The sequence below is a fragment of the Promicromonospora soli genome (genome assembly GCF_014653785.1).
In the GTDB taxonomy this organism is placed as follows: Bacteria; Actinomycetota; Actinomycetes; order Actinomycetales; family Cellulomonadaceae; genus Promicromonospora; species Promicromonospora soli.
On the sequence record NZ_BNAS01000008.1, the window covers coordinates 112,344 to 127,266 of the forward strand.

The 14,923-nt window shown below is 71.3% G+C and carries 18 protein-coding genes; 6 read left to right on the plus strand and 12 right to left on the minus strand.

All coding sequences use genetic code 11. From position 1 onward, the window contains the following. The first annotated feature begins 118 nt into the window (after positions 1 to 118). A complete protein-coding gene (locus tag IE250_RS24695) occupies positions 119 to 1,759 on the plus strand; it encodes an ATPase (RefSeq protein ID WP_229872676.1) in 1,641 nt (546 codons plus the stop codon). 33 nt (positions 1,760 to 1,792) lie between these two features. Here the strand turns inward: IE250_RS24695 and IE250_RS21630 are convergent, their stop codons facing one another. Next, on the minus strand, positions 1,793 to 2,614 hold the full coding sequence (locus IE250_RS21630) for a metal-dependent hydrolase (RefSeq protein ID WP_229872677.1): 822 nt from the start codon (positions 2,612 to 2,614) through the stop codon (positions 1,793 to 1,795). Between the two features lie 229 nt (positions 2,615 to 2,843). Next, positions 2,844 to 3,332, minus strand: a complete 489-nt coding sequence (locus tag IE250_RS21635; RefSeq protein WP_229872678.1) for a GNAT family N-acetyltransferase — start codon at positions 3,330 to 3,332, stop codon at positions 2,844 to 2,846. Positions 3,333 to 3,413: 81 nt separating this feature from the next. On the opposite strand from IE250_RS21635, the gene IE250_RS21640 reads away from it, so the two are divergent. Next, on the plus strand, positions 3,414 to 4,475 hold the full coding sequence (locus tag IE250_RS21640; RefSeq protein ID WP_189671381.1) for an LLM class flavin-dependent oxidoreductase: 1,062 nt from the start codon (positions 3,414 to 3,416) through the stop codon (positions 4,473 to 4,475). A 12-nt stretch (positions 4,476 to 4,487) separates the two neighbouring features. On the opposite strand, the gene IE250_RS21645 is transcribed toward IE250_RS21640, so the two are convergent. From IE250_RS21645 to IE250_RS21665, 5 genes are all read right to left on the minus strand, one after another. Continuing rightward, a complete protein-coding gene (locus tag IE250_RS21645) occupies positions 4,488 to 6,026 on the minus strand; it encodes an ATPase (RefSeq protein ID WP_189671382.1) in 1,539 nt (512 codons plus the stop codon). Between the two features lie 165 nt (positions 6,027 to 6,191). Continuing rightward, positions 6,192 to 6,662, minus strand: coding sequence for an HNH endonuclease (locus IE250_RS21650; protein ID WP_189671383.1), 471 nt, complete (start codon positions 6,660 to 6,662; stop codon positions 6,192 to 6,194). 498 nt (positions 6,663 to 7,160) lie between these two features. Next, positions 7,161 to 8,438: an arginine deiminase gene (locus IE250_RS21655; RefSeq protein ID WP_189671384.1), complete on the minus strand. Its 1,278-nt coding sequence runs from the start codon at positions 8,436 to 8,438 to the stop codon at positions 7,161 to 7,163. Positions 8,439 to 8,444: 6 nt separating this feature from the next. After that, positions 8,445 to 9,152, minus strand: a complete 708-nt coding sequence (locus IE250_RS21660) for a DUF1684 domain-containing protein (protein ID WP_189671385.1) — start codon at positions 9,150 to 9,152, stop codon at positions 8,445 to 8,447. 24 nt (positions 9,153 to 9,176) lie between these two features. Continuing rightward, positions 9,177 to 9,629: a nitroreductase/quinone reductase family protein gene (locus tag IE250_RS21665; RefSeq protein WP_189671386.1), complete on the minus strand. Its 453-nt coding sequence runs from the start codon at positions 9,627 to 9,629 to the stop codon at positions 9,177 to 9,179. 79 nt (positions 9,630 to 9,708) lie between these two features. On the opposite strand from IE250_RS21665, the gene IE250_RS21670 reads away from it, so the two are divergent. Both IE250_RS21670 and IE250_RS21675 read left to right on the plus strand, forming a co-directional pair. Continuing rightward, entirely contained in the window at positions 9,709 to 10,170 is a 462-nt protein-coding gene (locus IE250_RS21670) for a MarR family winged helix-turn-helix transcriptional regulator (protein WP_229872679.1), read from the plus strand. Positions 10,171 to 10,194: 24 nt separating this feature from the next. Beyond that, entirely contained in the window at positions 10,195 to 10,578 is a 384-nt protein-coding gene (locus tag IE250_RS21675) for a VOC family protein (RefSeq protein WP_189671387.1), read from the plus strand. 3 nt (positions 10,579 to 10,581) lie between these two features. On the opposite strand, the gene IE250_RS21680 is transcribed toward IE250_RS21675, so the two are convergent. From IE250_RS21680 to IE250_RS21695, 4 genes are all read right to left on the minus strand, one after another. Continuing rightward, the gene (locus tag IE250_RS21680; RefSeq protein WP_189671388.1) at positions 10,582 to 10,908 is read right to left on the minus strand and encodes a helix-turn-helix domain-containing protein; all 327 of its coding nucleotides are present in this window, start codon (positions 10,906 to 10,908) and stop codon (positions 10,582 to 10,584) included. After that, on the minus strand, positions 10,905 to 11,276 hold the full coding sequence (locus tag IE250_RS21685; protein ID WP_189671389.1) for a type II toxin-antitoxin system RelE/ParE family toxin: 372 nt from the start codon (positions 11,274 to 11,276) through the stop codon (positions 10,905 to 10,907). The genes IE250_RS21680 and IE250_RS21685 overlap by 4 nt, the downstream gene beginning before the upstream one ends. Before the next feature lie 118 nt (positions 11,277 to 11,394). After that, positions 11,395 to 12,303: a M23 family metallopeptidase gene (locus tag IE250_RS21690; protein ID WP_189671390.1), complete on the minus strand. Its 909-nt coding sequence runs from the start codon at positions 12,301 to 12,303 to the stop codon at positions 11,395 to 11,397. 121 nt (positions 12,304 to 12,424) lie between these two features. Beyond that, on the minus strand, positions 12,425 to 12,760 hold the full coding sequence (locus IE250_RS21695) for a PEP-utilizing enzyme (protein ID WP_189671391.1): 336 nt from the start codon (positions 12,758 to 12,760) through the stop codon (positions 12,425 to 12,427). 65 nt (positions 12,761 to 12,825) lie between these two features. On the opposite strand from IE250_RS21695, the gene IE250_RS21700 reads away from it, so the two are divergent. Next, a complete protein-coding gene (locus IE250_RS21700; protein WP_189671392.1) occupies positions 12,826 to 13,473 on the plus strand; it encodes a transcriptional regulator in 648 nt (215 codons plus the stop codon). 130 nt (positions 13,474 to 13,603) lie between these two features. Here the strand turns inward: IE250_RS21700 and IE250_RS21710 are convergent, their stop codons facing one another. After that, a complete protein-coding gene (locus tag IE250_RS21710; protein ID WP_189671453.1) occupies positions 13,604 to 14,029 on the minus strand; it encodes an NUDIX hydrolase in 426 nt (141 codons plus the stop codon). Positions 14,030 to 14,185: 156 nt separating this feature from the next. On the opposite strand from IE250_RS21710, the gene IE250_RS21715 reads away from it, so the two are divergent. Next, positions 14,186 to 14,902, plus strand: a complete 717-nt coding sequence (locus IE250_RS21715; protein ID WP_229872680.1) for a dienelactone hydrolase family protein — start codon at positions 14,186 to 14,188, stop codon at positions 14,900 to 14,902. Positions 14,903 to 14,923: the final 21 nt, after the last annotated feature.

A 14,923-nucleotide genomic window follows, 5' to 3' on the forward strand; every position in this document is an offset into this window, starting at 1 on the left:
AGAACCTACCAGGTGGGGTGAATGCCCCGTTGGGGTGGCCAGGCGGACGATCATGTCCGACCCTTGCTTCGGGGGTGAACCACGCGATGCCGCTTACCAGGAACTTCGGAGGAAACGCATGAGCTCTGACACCGTGCCCCGCTGGCCTCGGATCGACGCGATCGTCCGGGAAGACGGTTCCGGCGAGGTGACGATCGACGGGACGTTCCACCCCATCGCCACGGGGAGCCTGGAAGAGGCGCGCGTCGAGGTGTTGCGCCGGGTGACGGAGAACGCGGCGATGGTCGGTCGGCCCGTGCGGGCCTCCGCCACCGGTCCCGAGGGGCTCTGGAACCTGATCGTGCATCCGGACGGCACGGTGGTGCCGGAGGAGGACGAGATCGAGCCACAGCCTTCCCCGGCGCAGTCCTCGCCGATGCCGGCCCCGGCGTTCGACGGCGTGCCGGTCGCGGACCTGCCCCCGGCCGGCGAGCCCACGGCGGCGGACCCGATCTCTGGTGCCGGCGTCGCGAGCGCCGTCGGCACCGACGCTCCTGGCTCCGCCGTCGAGGTCGACCCGGATGAGACGGTGCGCCGCGCCCCGCGTACGCCTGAGGTGCCGGACGTCGCGGCGTCGCCGGCGGACGGGGCGGTACCTCCCGGGGCCTCGGCCGACGTCGCCGACCGGGTGCGCGAGAACGCGGCGAAGAGCCTGCCGGGCAGCGCGACCGGCAAACTGTCCCTCGCGAACCCCGTGTCAGGGCCCGTGACCCCGGCGGCCGGGAACGGCAGCTCGGGCAGCCTGTCCGCACCGCCGTCGGGCCCGGTGCAGGGGACCGAGGACGGCCCTCGCTCGCGCCGCGAGACGCGGCAGTCGTTCCTCACGCACCAGCAGGACGAGGACCCGGCGACGCGTGGCTTCCGCGGGATGCTGACCCGCATGGGGCTCCGGGTCGGTCCGAGCGAGTCGGAGCGCGCCGAGCGAGCCGACGAGCGCGCGGTGAGCCAGCACTGGCCCGGCCCGCGCACCATCTCGATCGTGAACGGCAAGGGCGGCGCGGGCAAGACGCCGTCGACGGTGCTGCTCGCCGCGGTCTTCGCGCAGTTCGGCGGCGCGGGCGTGGTGACGTGGGACAACAACCAGACGCGCGGCACTCTTGGCTGGCGCACCGAGCAGGGTCCGCACGAGTCCACGCTGCTGGACCTGCTGCCGCAGACCGACCGCCTCCTGGGCCCGTCCGCGCAGGCCGCCGATCTCGCGCGGTACGTGCACCACCAGACGCGCGACCGGTTCGACGTGCTGCGGTCCAAGCCGATCGCCATGGCGAACGAGCAGCGGATCAAGCCGCAGGACGTGGACGCCATCCACTCCGTGCTGTCGAAGTACTACCGGATGATCCTCATCGACTCCGGCAACGACGAGTCCGATCCCATGTGGCAGCGGATGATCGACCTGACCGACCAGCTGGTGGTCGCCACCACGACCCGCGACGACCACGCGGAGGCCGGGGCGCTGTTGCTGGAGGCGCTCGCGACCCGGGACGGGCGGTCGGCGTACCTGGCGCAGCAGGCCGTGGTGGTGGTGAGCCAGGCCGACCAGAAGGAGTCCCTCAGCGAGCTGGAGAAGGTCGCCGACGGGTACCGGTCGCTGGCTCGCGAGGTGGTCACCATCCCGTTCGACCCGGCGATGGTCGACGGTCACCTGCGGTACGGCGCGCTGCGCCAGGAGACGCGGCGCGCCTGGCTCGGCGCGGGCGCGGCGGTGGCCGGCGGCCTGTGAGCCGCTGACCGGCCCCGCCCGCGGCGGGGCCGGTCAGCCCGGGAAGACCGCGACGATCTGGTTCCAGACCGACATGGTGTCGTAGCCCATCTCGTCCAGCAGCGCCCAGACGACGCCGACGATCGCGTACAGCGACACCGGGATGAGGACGATCCACTCGCGTACCGAGCCGGCGTCGCCGAGGATCGGTAGCGAGAGGTTGCCCCCGTACTTCCAGATCATGTCGAGCTCGATGCCGCGCCCGTCGCGCATCCAGCCGGGGGACCGGAACTTCAGGGGCCACAGCAGCGGCACGCCGGCGGTCGTGATCAGGTCGCCGAGGATGTGCACCACGCAGCCGAGCGCCACGCTGAACGGCATCCAGAACCACTCCTCGGGTGCGAAGACCGCGATGAGGACCGCCAGCGTGATGGACGTGGTCCAGGGCAGGAGCTTCGTGTCCCGCGTGATCTTGAGCGCCTTGAGGGCGAACGCGACGAGCAGCACGCACATGATGCCCGGGCCGATGAGGATCGACCCGATCTCCTCGTTGCCCGTGTCGATGCTCAGCAGGCTGAGGCCCCACGCGATCGCAGTGAACACCGCGACGCCGAGGATCGAGTGGGTGCCCTTGCGGTGCCCGCCCGAGACGGTCTCGATGCCCTTGACCACGACGTCCGAGACCGGGGACAGCGAGTTGGCGATGGTGCCGGAGTGATGGTCGGCGTCGGGCAGCAGCGCGGCGCCCGCGCAGACGAGGGCTCCCGCGATGACACCGGTGTTCGTCACCCCCTCGTACCAGCCGAAGGCGATCGGCGTCGATGCGGTGACTGCGACCCAGGCTGCGGCTCCCGTCGCGGCGTGGTGGCCTCCCATCATGGTGGTGTGCGCTCCAGTTCCCGGGTCTCCCCGATTCGGCAGATAAAGCTGACAGGTACCGCTGACAGATATGGCTTGTTTTGACCCGGTTCGTCCTGGCCGGACGAAACCCTAGCGTGGGCCACCCACAATCGCGTCGGCAGCGTGTGGGCAGGGCAGAGCCAGGGCAGGCCAGGGGAAGTGAAGCAGGGGAGCGCGGTGAGATGAGGGAGGGCGCGCCGAGCGGTCAGGCGCCCGTCACGTACGCGTAGTGATGGAAGTGCTGGTCGCGCACGAAGCCCTCCGACTCGTACAGCCCCTGGGCGGCGACGTTGTCCCACGCGGTGGCCAGCGAGACACGGATGGCGCCGGCATCCTTGGCGCGGCGGCACGTCTCCTGCACCAGTGCGCGCGCGGCGCCCGTCCCGCGCGCGGCGGGCGAGACGAACAGGTCGTTCAGGACCCACGACCGGCTCAGGCTTACGGACGACCAGGTGGGGTAGCTCTGCGCGAACCCGACCAGCTCGTGGCCGGCGGCCGAGCCCTCGGGCTCGTCGCCCTCGGGGCTCAGCACCGCCACCAGCAGCACGCTGTCGCCGGCGTCGCGGCGGGCGAGCAGATAGGCGCGTGCTTCGGCGTCGGGCACATACTGCTCGTAGAAACGGAGGTACTGACGGAACAGGTCGACCACAGCATCGACGTCGTCGTCGTTCGCGGGGCGCACATCAACAGACACCTCGCGATCATGTCAGGCCGGAGGGGGTCGGCGCCATGACCTCTCGGAACATGCCGGCCCCCGGAACAGTTGACGGATGCGATGAACACCCAGCCACGCTTGTCCGTCCTTGACCTCGTGCCCGTCCGTTCGGGCCAGACCAGCGCCCAGGCCCTGTCGGCCTCGCTCGACCTCGCGGCGCTCGCCGACCGCCTCGGTTTCGAGCGTTACTGGTTCGCGGAGCACCACAACATGGCAGCGGTGGCGGCGTCGTCGCCGCCGGTCATGATCGCGGCGGCCGCGGCGCGCACGTCCCGCATCCGCGTGGGATCGGGCGGCGTGATGCTGCCGAACCACGCCCCGCTCGTGGTGGCGGAGCAGTTCGCGGCCCTGGAGGCCGTCGCGCCCGGCCGGATCGACCTCGGCATCGGCCGCGCCCCGGGCAGCGACCCGGTGGTCACGTCCCTGCTGCGCGCCACCGGTCCGACGGCGGACGTTGACCGGTTCCCGCAGCACGTCACCGACATCCTGAGCCTGATGGGGCCCGACGGCGCCCGCCTGCGCCTGGTCTCGGGCGACATCTACGACGTGCGGGCCACGCCCGCCGCCGGGAGCGTCCCGACGGTGTGGCTGCTCGGCTCCAGCGACTACTCGGCGCGCCTCGCCGCGGAGCTCGGGCTGCCGTACGTGTTCGCGAACCACTTCTCCGGGCAGGGCATGGACCAGATCCTCGCCCTGTACCGGGACGGGTACCACTCCTCGGCGGAGCACCCGGAGCCGCGCACGTTCCTCACGGCCAACGCGGTCGTCGCGCCGACGTCGGACGAGGCGCACGACCGCGCCCTGCCGCAGCTGCGGCAGATGGCCCGCCTGCGGTCCGGCCAGAAGCTGGGCGCGCTCGAGACGGTCGAGGAGGCGTTGCGCGCAACGGCCGACGAACCGGCCGACGGAATGCTCGCCCAGTCGATCGAGGCGATGCGGGCGCGCTGGCTGATCGGCGACGCCGACCAGGTGGCGACCGAGGTGCGCGGCCTGGCCGAGCGGCACGGCGTCGAGGAGGTCATGCTCGTCCCGGTCGCCGGCTCCCGCGACAGCGAGCCGCTGGACGCGACGTTCGGCCGGGCGCAGACGCTGGAGCTCCTAGCTGCCGCCCTCACCCGCTGACCCAACGGGCGGTCAGAAGCCTCGGGCCACCGACGCGCCCGCCGCGAGCCACGCGCGGCGGGTGGTCGGCCGGAGCGAGCGGTACACGAGCTGACCGTCCACCATGGCCGGGTCGAACGGGATGGTGACCACCTCGCGCGCCAGCGAGCGGTAGCCCTGCGCGACCCGGCGCAGGTCGGCGGGAGTCGCCTTGGGGTCGGACTGGCTGACGACGACCACCGCCTTCCGCGCCAGCTCCGCCATGTGCTCCCCGCGGCTCGCGAGCGCCTCCAGGAGCAGCGCGCCCGCCTCGGCATGGTCGTCGCGGGTGCTGGTGGCGACGACGAGCTGGTCGGTGTGGTCGATCATGCGCAGCCACATCGGGTCCGACTCGTCGTTGCCCGAGTCGATGAAGATCATCCGGTAGTACTTCGACAGGACCGCGTGGATCGCGTCGACGTCCTCGGACGAGATGCGCTGCTCGTGGGCGAGCGCCATCGGCTTGGACCGCAGCACGTCGAACCGGTCGCGCGACTGGTGGTGGACGAACCATGCGAGGTCGGCCAGCTGCGCCGACGGGCCCAGGAAGTGCTCGGTCTGCGGGATCATGTCGAGCAGGGTGGCCTCGTGCGGGCCCTGCTCGGTGCGCCAGCCCAGCGTGCCGCGCGTCTGGTTGTTGTCCCACGCGACGACGCCGGAGCCGCCGTGCGAGGAGAACACCGCCGACAGCAGCACCGTGGCCGGCGTCTTGCCCGCGCCGCCCTTGCCGTTCACTATCGAGATGGTGCGCGGCCCGGGCCAGTGCTGGCTCACCACCTGCTCGTCGGCCCGCTCGGCCCGCTCGGCCTCGCCCGGTCGCACCCGGAACCCGACCCGCGCCAGCACGCCGCGCATGCCCTGGCTGGCCGGCTCGTCGAGGCGGTCCTGCATCAGGAACGAGCGGCGGCTGTCACGGCGTGCGCCGTCGGACCCGGCGGCCGGGCCGAAGGGGGACTCTCTGTAGGCGCCGGGTGCGGCCGGTGCGACGCCCTCGATCGGGTACCCGGGCTGCTCGTACTCGTCCTGGCGCTGACCCTGGGCCGGCTGCCCGAAGGGCGACGACGGCGCTGCGCCGCGGCCCATGACGCTCATCCGCTGGGGCCCGGCGGGTCCGGCGGGCGGCTGGGCGTCCTGCCCGGAGGTCCGGGTGGGAGCCGGCATCGACACCGGTAGGGGAACCGACATCGGGTCCGGCTGCGGAGCCGGCGTCTGCTGGGGCACGGCCGGCGCCGGCGCGCTCGGGGCCGTCGCTGCCTGCGTCGCCTGTGCGGCGCCCGCGCCGCCGTCCTGCACCACGCGGCCGTCCGGGTGGACCGTGAGGCCCGTCGGGCCCTCGGGGCCCTGCGCCTGGACCTCCACGGCCAGCCCGATACTCGCCGAGTACTCCATGATCAGGCGCATCACTTCGCTGCGCGCCTCGCCGAGGCTGTTCCGGTAGACCGGCACCATCTGGCCGTTGATCGTCACCCGGCCCGAGCCGTCGTCGCGCACGACCGCATCGGCACGCGGCCACCCCGTGGTTTCGACGCTCACTGCGTCCCCCTTCTCCGGTCGCCGGTCATCGTTGTGGCGTGGGTCATGAACGCGGACAGGGTACCGGTGACTTTCACCCGCCATGTTTCGCACCAAGAAAGGTCAGGTGATCGGCAACCCGAGTTGCCGATCACCTGACCCTTTACGGGGCTCACCGTGCCCGGGCTATGCCGCGCGGGCCGCCCGGTGCCGGATGGCGCGCGCGTACTCCGTGCGCGGGACGTGTGGCGTCACGTAGAGCACCATGCCGGCCTCGGCCGGCGTGCGGTCCGCCTTGTGCGAGTTGCACGCGTAGCAGGCGGCCACGAGGTTCATCCACGTCGAGGGCCCCCCGCGTGACCGCGGCAGGATGTGGTCCACGGTCTCGGCCGGGCCGCCGCAGTACCCGCACAGGCCGTCGCGCCGCTTGACGCCCTGCTTGGTGCACGCGGGCGCCCCGCCCGTCTTGTAGAGCCACCGCATCGTGACGTACCGGACCAGCCGCAGCACGCGCGGTAAGGGGAACGGCCCGAAGGAGCGGCCGTCGACCGCCTCCTCCACGACCGCGACCTCGCGCACGAGCATGTGGATGGCATGCCGGACCGATACCCGGTGCAGCGGCTCGTAGCCGGCATTGAGGACTAGGACGTCGGCCACGGGCCTGCTCCTTCCGGTGAGCTTGTCGTTCTCGGTTGTCGCTGGTCGTTCAGGTGGTGCTGTTCGGCCCCGGGACGACAAGAGCCGCCCGGGAACACATCTCCCGAGGCGGCTCACGTTCACTGGTCCGGCAGAACCGGATCAGTGGCGTATGGCGCCCCGTATGGCCTCACGGCCGTCCCACAGGTGCTGCGCGGTAGTGGGGTAGGACGATGCGGTGGCAGCACTGACCTTGCACAGGCCGAAGGCCTGGGGCGCAATGTTGGTGCGAACCATCGTGGATCTCGTCCTTTCCCGTCTCGTTCGATCTGGCTGGTGATTTTCGCTGTTATCGGCGTTCGGCAGGTAGTCAATGGCACACAACCTGCCGACACGGCGCGAGTCCGTGTGTGAAGAAAGGTACAACGAGGACTTGGTACCGTCTATGGCTTTTTCGGAACTGCAACCCAAGGATGCATCAAGTGCCCGGCGTGGCGCGGCCCCACGGCGTGTCGCGGGTCACCAGCTGACGGGCTCCCGGATGATCGGGCACGTCATGCAGTGGCCGCCACCTCGGCCGCGGCCGAGCTCGCCGCCCGCGATCTCGATCACCTCGACGCCTGCCTTGCGCAGCAGGTCGTTCGTGGTGGTGTTGCGGTCGTAGGTGAACACCACGCCGGGCTCGACGGCTACGGAGTTGTTGCCGCTGTCCCACTGCTGGCGCTCGGACTCGAAGACGTCGCCGCCGGTCTCGATGACCCGCAGCTCGCCCAGCCCGGACACCTGCCCGACGACGTCGAGGAAGGACGACCCGCTGGCGTCGGTCACTGACACGCCGATCGGGCCCGAGTCGGGGCGCAGGACGAACGGGTGCACGCGGTCCACGATGCGCGGGTACACGGTGACGGTGTCGACGTCGACGAACGTCATGATCGTGTCCAGGTGCATGGCCGCGCGCAGCCGCGGCATGCCGGCCACGACGATCTGCTCGGCCGCGCCCTCCTGGAACAGGGAGGTCGCGACCTGCGTGATCGCCTGGCGGGAGGTGCGCTCGCTCATGCCCATCAGGACGGTGCCGTTGCCGATCGGCATGATGTCGCCGCCCTCGAAGGTGGCCTCGCCGTGGCCGCTCTCGGGGTCGCCCCACCACACGCGGCTGCCCACGAAGTCGGGGTGGAACGTGTACACCGCCTTCATCAGCAGGGTCTCGTCGCGGCGCGCCTGCCAGTACAGCGGGTTCAGGGTGAGGCCGCCGTAGATCCAGCAGGTGGTGTCACGCGTGAAGAGCGTGTTCGGCAGCGGCGGCATGAGGAACTCGCGCGCGTCCGGGCTGACGTCGGCCAGCGCGCGGAAGCCCGGCGGCAGCTCGGGCACGTCCGCGACGGCGAGGCCACCGATCAGGTACCGGGCCAGCTCGTGCTCCGGCAGGGACTCGAGGTACTCGCGCGTAGCCTCGACCAGGCCGTTGCCCACGATCTCCGGCACGATCTTGCGGTCGAGGAGCCAGTCGCGCGCGCCCGGCACGCGGAGCGTCTCCGCGAGCAGCGCGTGCAGCTCGACGACGTCGACGTCGCGGCTGCGCAGCTCGGCCACGAACTCGGCATGGTCCTGCTGGGCGCGCTCCACCCAGAGGACGTCGTCGAACAGCAGGTCGGCCGAGTTGGACGGGGTGAGGCGCTGGTGTGCCAGGCCGGGTGCGCAGACCAGCACCTTGCGCAGTCGGCCGACCTCGGAGTGGACGCCGTACGCCGACGACGGTGCGCCGGCCGGGGGAGGTGTGCTGTCGATGGTGTTCATCGGGCGCTAACGGTACTCACCCGGCGTGCGCTCGCCCACCGGGACCGGGAATTCCAGCGTGTTGCCCGGCTGCGCGAGGGGGCACGTCCACGCCGGGTCGTAGGCGCAGGACGGGTTGTAGGCGAAGTTGAGGTCGAGCACCAGGTCGCCCAGTCCGTCGTCGTACCCGCCGTGCGAGCTGCCGTCGGTCCCGCCGTCGTGCCCGAGCCAGGCGCCCTTGATCGTGTCCAGGAGGTAGCGCCCGCCGCCGTAGGTGCCGCCTGGGGCGCCGGCGAGGCTGTCCTTGATCGGCACGAACAGGCCGCCGCCGTACGAGGCGAGGCGCCAGACGTCGAGCGAACCCAGCCCGTCCAGGGCGACTGACCCGAGCAGCTCGAACGGCACGACGCCGTCGGTACCGGTGGGGACGTCGAGGCGGCGTGGTGCGCCGTCGGGCCCGGGCTCGGCGGGCACGACCTGGGCGGTCAGACGCCAGGCCGGGTCGTACGGGGTGACGGACAGGCCGGTGAATCCGGGCTTGTCCTCGGGCAGGATCGGTGACGCCGGGTGGGTCGCGAAGAGCTCGTCCCGGACGGCCACCCAGTAGGCGTGCGCGGTGGCGGGGTCCTCCGCCGCGCGGGCGCGGACGCCGGCGTACAGCGCGAAGACGCGCCGCCGCCAGTCCGCGGTCTGGAGGGCTGTGGTGACCGGGGATGTGGCGGCGGCGTGCGTCATGCGCACGACATTACCTACCGGGCGTCACCGCGGCGTCAGCCGGATGACGGGCAGCTCCCGGTCGGTCGTCTCCTCGTACTTGCGGAACTGATCGGCCTCGGTGGTGATCCGCTTCCAGGCCTGTTCGCGCTCGGCGCCGTGCAGCTCCTCGGCGGTCACGGCGACCTTGCGCCCTGCCTGCTCGACGGTCACCTGGTCCGGGTTCGCGGCCAGATTGAGGTACCAGGCCGGGTTGGCGGGTGCGCCCCCGGCGGAGGCGACGACCAGCCAGCTGCCGTCCGGGCCGGGGAACCAGGCGAGCGGGGTCGCGCGGGGCTGCCCGCTCTTGCGTCCGACCGTGGTCAGGACCAGGAGGTTCATCCCCATGGTCCTGCTGTCCGTGCGCCGGGCGCGGCCCATGATCAGCCGGTTCATCAAGCGAAACATGCGGCCGGGCTGCTTGGCGCCCCGGGTGCCGGTGGGATGGGTGAAGCTCATGGGGTGCCTTCCGCTCGACGATCGTTCGTGCCATGAACTATACATGGCGGAAATAATCTTGGTTGTGTACCTTTGCTGGGTGAGGCCCGACAAGACGAGTTCCGGTGTGCTGGGCTGTGCTCCGCACGATGTCGTCGGGCTGCCCGAGCTCATGGAGCTCGCCATCGTGCTGACGAGCACCGTCGGGCGCGTCGCCGAGGAGCGCGAGCTCACGCCGATGCAGGGCCGGCTGCTCTGCGGCCTCGCCGAGCGGCCCCAGCGGATGGCCGACCTGGCGCAGTTCCTCGGGATCGAGAAGGCGGCCCTCACGGGGCTCGTCGACCGGGCCGAGCGGCGTGGGCTCGTGGAGCGCTTGCCGGTGTCGGGTGACCGCCGCGCCATCCAGGTGACGCTGACCGACGACGGCGGCAAGGCGGTGGTCGCCTTCGAGACCGGTGTCGCGAGCGCGCTCGACGAGCTGCTCGAGGCGCTCCCCGTCAAGGACCGCGCGGAGTTCCGCCGGCTGGCGTCGGTCGTCGTCGGGGCCGTGCGCACCGGCTGAACCGGTACCGCCTAGGATCGCGGGGTGCTGCGACTCTCCGATGCCACCTACCTCGTCCGCGACCACGACGAGGCGATCGGCTTCTTCGTCGATGCCCTCGGGTTCGCCCTGCGGGAGGACGAGACCAACGCGTCCGGCCGGCGCCGGGTCGTCGTCGGCCCCGCGGACGGCGGCACCGGCCTCGTGCTCGCGCTGACCGACGCCGCGGACGCCGTCGGCAACCAGGCCGGCGGGTCCGTCGCGTTCTTCCTCGAGACCGACGACTTCGCCGCACAGCACGCGCGAATGGTGGCTGCGGGCGTGCGGTTCCGCGAGGAGCCGCGGCACGAGGTGTACGGGACGGTAGCGGTCTTCGAGGACCTGTACGGCATGCCGTGGGACCTGATCCAGCCGCCGGCGCGACCCTGACGCTCAGGCCGCGTGGGTTCCACGCAGGAGGTACATGTTGTCTCCGAAGACGGCGGTGATCTGAATCGTCCCGCCGAGCGCCTCGACATAGCGAGCGACCGCAGAGAATGTCGAGACCTCCCCACGCTCGATCTGCGATACGCGGCTCTTGGTGATTCCCATCCGCTCTGCCAGCTCGAGCTGTGTCATCCCGAGCTCCTTGCGGCGCTCCGCGAGCCGATACCCGTCGATGTAAGCCTGGGTTCGCTCGTGCGCCTCTGCGAGTGCCTCGTCGCCGAGGCGCTCGGCGATCTCGGGTCGCACATCGCTCCACTTCCGGGACGTCGTCATGGCCTGCCTTCCTCCTCTTCGCGCTCCTTGATGTAGTCCACGTAGAGCCGCTCGGCTTCGGGGATCGCTGTGCGGAACCAGGCGGTCCAGCTTCCCGACTTGTCGCCGCCGATGAGCAGGATCGCCGACCGCCAAGGATCGAACACGAACAACACCCGAACCTCGCTTCGTCCGGTGGGCGCCGGGCGCAGCTCCTTCATGTTGTGGACCTGTGAACCCTCAAGTCGGTCGACCAAAGGCCTGCCGAGCTGCGGTCCGGCGTCCGCCAGCCTGTCGATCGCCTCCGAAACCAGCGCCTGCGACTTGTGATCGACCGTGTCGAGCCACGCGAGGAACTGGTCGGTGACTCGGATTTCCCACTCCTCCATCCAACGAGTGTAGTAAATCCTCTACTTTGCCGCGCGGTCAAGGCCGAACGCCCCAGAGGTGGCGGTGGGTTCGTCCCCCGGGGCATTCAGCGTCCAGCGTCAGTGTTCGGCGTGGGCGTCAGCCGCAGTGCTCGAACGGGCTGGTGTAGCTGGTGCTGCCCACCGAGCCACCCCACTTGACGCAGGTGCCGGGCGCGGATCGCTTGACCGGGCCCGCGTAGTACGAGTAGCTGCCGGAGTCGGTGGTGCGTGACGCGTCCTCGGGCTCCAGGAAGGCCGAGACCGCGCTCGGAGTGCCCAGGCTGGTGGACTTCAGGGTCACCACGCAGTTGTAGCCGGTGCCGGAGTTGTACAGCAGATAGGTCCGCCCGACGGTGCCGAGCGCGGCCTCGTCGACCACGGAGAAGCCGGTGCCGCAGACCTCCGTCGGCGTGTACGGGTTGCTCGAGCCGCCGCAGCCGTTGGTGCTCGTGATGGCCTTCTTCTGGCCGATCGAGACGGTCACGCCCTCGACGGTCGGGCTGGTGTCGACGACGCCGGACGAGCCGCGCTGTTCGTAGTGCAGGTGCGGCGCCTCGGAGCCGCCGGTGGAGCCGACGGTGCCGATGACCGTGCCCTGGCTGACCGACATGGTCTGGCCGGGCGCCCGCACCATCGTGGCGAGGTGGGCGTAGCGCGTGCGCGTGCCGTCGCTGTGCACGATCTGCACCCACTGCCCGTAGCTGTCGCTGCCCTCGTCGGCGAAGGTCGCTGTGCCACCAGCGGTGGCGCGGACCGTCTCGCCGTTGATGGCGTCGGTGCCGTAGGACTGCCAGTCGATGGAGCCGGAGGGGTTGTGCCCCGGGCTCCAGTTGTTGGCGTAGAACGTCTTGTTGCAGCTGAACGGCGACTTGTGCGTGATCGCCAGCACGCCGACGTCGTCGGCCGAGGCAGAGGCCGCCGGTGGGGCGACCAGGGCGAGTGCGGCCATGGCCGCGAGCGCCCAGTGCTTCGTGGTTCTTCTGCGGAACGGGGAGAAGACCGACATGTGTGCTCTCCATCCTGAGGTCTGACTCTTGGTCTGACGCTGGAAGGCTTGCACGGCGCGCATGTGGTGCCCATGGGTAGTGCTGCCCCTGGACGGTGCCCGGATCGAGTGCCTGGCCGCGTCAGGCGGCGACCCGCCCGGCGCCCCCGTCGACGGTGACGGTCTCGCCGTCCCGCAGCGTCGTCATGGCGCCGGAAACCGCCAGCACCGCGGGGATGCCGTACTCGCGGGCCACTATCGCGGCGTGCGAGAGGACGCCGCCCGTCTCGGTGACCACGGCGGCCACGACGCCGAACAGCGCGGTCCACGCCGGCTCGGTGAAACGGCAGACGAGCACGTCGCCGGGCAGCACCCGGGCGAAGTCGTCCGGGCCGTGCACCACCCGCGCCGGCCCGGAGGCCCGGCCCAGGCTGCCGGGCGTCCCGGCCAGGTCTGCGACTGCGGAGCTGTCCGACATTGCTTCCTCCCTGGGCGTACCTACCCGCGTTGACACCGGCCATCGGAGGATGCACGGTGCAAAATATGACGCATACTCCGGTGCTCGGCCGATCCTCTCAGCCCGAGCTGCTCGTGCTCCACTCGGTAAGGATCCAGGGCATGGCCGACGACGACGCCGTCGCCGCGCGGTTCGACCTCGACCGGGCGGAGACCCGCGAGACGCTGCTCGACGACGAGGCCTACGGCTGGGTCACCCATTCCGTGTTCGTGGGCACGGAGGGCTGGTCGGTGACGGAGCGCGGCCGCGCCGAGGACGACCGCCGCCTGGCCGAGGAGCTGGCCGAGGCGAACGCCCGGCCCGTCGTCGAGCAGGCCCACAAGGCCTTCCGGCCGTTGAACGGTCGCCTGCTGCAGGCGTGCACCGACTGGCAGCTGCGGCCCGAGGAGGACGACCGGCTGGTCCCGAACACCCACACCGACCGGGAGTGGGACGCGCGGGTGCTTGCCGAGCTCGGAGCGGTCGACGACGAGCTGGGGCCGCTGGTCGCCCCGCTCGCCGCGGTGCTGACGCGGTTCGAGGGGTACGACAACCGGTTCTCCGTGGCGCTCGGCCGGGCGAAGTCCGGGCAGGGGGAGTGGGTGGCCGGTACCGGCATCGGATCGTGCCACGTCGTATGGATGGAGCTGCACGAGGACCTGATCTCCACCCTGGGGATCCAGCGCGCGGAGTAGACCTCCCGGCGGCCACCGAGCTCGGTTGCGCTACCTGCCGCCGACGGTCGTGCTGTTCAACGACATGGGCCACCTGCCGCAGGACCTGCGCTGGACCGGCTTCCCGCCGTCCGCGCGCCCCTGACACCCGCTACTCGACGAGGCCCGCCCAGCGGCGGGACAGGTCGACCAGGTCGACCCGGTCGAGCGCGTCGACCTCCTCCTGGGTGTGCCAGGCGACGCCGTCGGTGGAGCCGTCCTCCTCGACGCGCAGCTCACCGCCCGTGATGTGCGCCCGGTACACGATCCGCAGGGCGTGCACCGGGCGGTCCGTCGGGTAGACCCGTTCCGCGCCGGGAATGACGAAGCTGTCGACGCCGAGCAAACCGTCCAGCTCCACGTGGTAGCCGGTCTCCTCGAAGACCTCACGAATGGCGGCGTCGGCCGGGTCCTCGCCCGGGTCGATCCCGCCGCCGGGCATGGTCCAGCCGCTGTGCGCGGCCTCGCTCCAGTGGGGCAGGAGCATGCGGCGCTGGTGGTCGGTGATGACGGCGTACGCGGCGACACGCAGGTCCATCGCGCCGTCTGAGCTGGTGAACATGGTGCCCATCATGTCGCCCGTCGGGCGACCCCAGCGAGGATGTGCATCATGCACATCGTCGTGTTACGGTCCGGACGACGGTGTCCGGGCCCGTGCCCGGCCGGTCCCTACTCCGACGCGCAGGAGGTACCAGTGCACCCCGGTCACACCTCGGTCCCCGAAGGGGACGGGCCGTTCCCCGGCGTCGTCGTCGTGCACGACGCGTACGGGATGACCGCCGAGCTGCGTCGCGTCTGCGACCACCTCGCCGCCCAGGGCTACCTCGTGCACGCGCCGTCGATGTACCAGGGCGGGCGCTGCCTGCGCCAGACCTTCCGCAGCCTCGTCGCCGACCAGGGCCCGGCCTACGACCGGCTCGAGGCCGAGCGCGCGGCGCTCGCGGCCCGGCCCGACTGCACCGGCAAGGTGGGGATCATGGGGTTCTGCCTCGGCGGCAGGTTCGCCCTGGTTGCGGCGGGCCGCGGCATGTTCGACGCCGCTGCTGTGCAGTACGGCATCCTTCCCGAGGGCAGGCAGGAGCCGGAGGTGCTCGACCGGATGCTGTCGGCGCCCTGCCCGGTCGTGGCGAGCTTCGGCGCGCGGGACAAGGTGGTCGACGAGGCCGAGGTGGACAAGCTCCGGGCCGGCCTGGAGCGTTCGGGCGTCCCGGTGGACCTGAAGGTGTATCCCGAGGCGACGCACTCGTTCCTGGCCCAGTACACGGGGCCGCTCGGGATGCTGATCCGGATCGCGGGCATGACGCACGACCCGGAGGCGTCGGCCGACGCCTGGGAGCGGACGCTCGGCTTCTTCTCGGAGCACCTGGGCGTGGCCGGTGCGGGCGAGGTCAGTTCAGGGCGTGGTCGGTGAACCATCGTCCTGCAAGCGGGG

Excerpts from the sequence above, each read along its gene's own strand:
- IE250_RS24695 (WP_229872676.1), top strand. The coding sequence starts at position 119 with ATGAGCTCTGACACCGTGCCCCGCTGGCCTCGGATCGACGCGATCGTC.
- IE250_RS21630 (WP_229872677.1), bottom strand. The coding sequence starts at position 2,614 with ATGGGAGGCCACCACGCCGCGACGGGAGCCGCAGCCTGGGTCGCAGTC.
- IE250_RS21640 (WP_189671381.1), top strand. The coding sequence starts at position 3,414 with ATGAACACCCAGCCACGCTTGTCCGTCCTTGACCTCGTGCCCGTCCGT.
- IE250_RS21655 (WP_189671384.1), bottom strand. The coding sequence starts at position 8,438 with ATGAACACCATCGACAGCACACCTCCCCCGGCCGGCGCACCGTCGTCG.
- IE250_RS21660 (WP_189671385.1), bottom strand. The coding sequence starts at position 9,152 with ATGACGCACGCCGCCGCCACATCCCCGGTCACCACAGCCCTCCAGACC.
- IE250_RS21665 (WP_189671386.1), bottom strand. The coding sequence starts at position 9,629 with ATGAGCTTCACCCATCCCACCGGCACCCGGGGCGCCAAGCAGCCCGGC.
- IE250_RS21680 (WP_189671388.1), bottom strand. The coding sequence starts at position 10,908 with ATGACGACGTCCCGGAAGTGGAGCGATGTGCGACCCGAGATCGCCGAG.
- IE250_RS21685 (WP_189671389.1), bottom strand. The coding sequence starts at position 11,276 with ATGGAGGAGTGGGAAATCCGAGTCACCGACCAGTTCCTCGCGTGGCTC.
- IE250_RS21690 (WP_189671390.1), bottom strand. The coding sequence starts at position 12,303 with ATGTCGGTCTTCTCCCCGTTCCGCAGAAGAACCACGAAGCACTGGGCG.
- IE250_RS21695 (WP_189671391.1), bottom strand. The coding sequence starts at position 12,760 with ATGTCGGACAGCTCCGCAGTCGCAGACCTGGCCGGGACGCCCGGCAGC.
- IE250_RS21700 (WP_189671392.1), top strand. The coding sequence starts at position 12,826 with ATGACGCATACTCCGGTGCTCGGCCGATCCTCTCAGCCCGAGCTGCTC.
- IE250_RS21710 (WP_189671453.1), bottom strand. The coding sequence starts at position 14,029 with ATGGACCTGCGTGTCGCCGCGTACGCCGTCATCACCGACCACCAGCGC.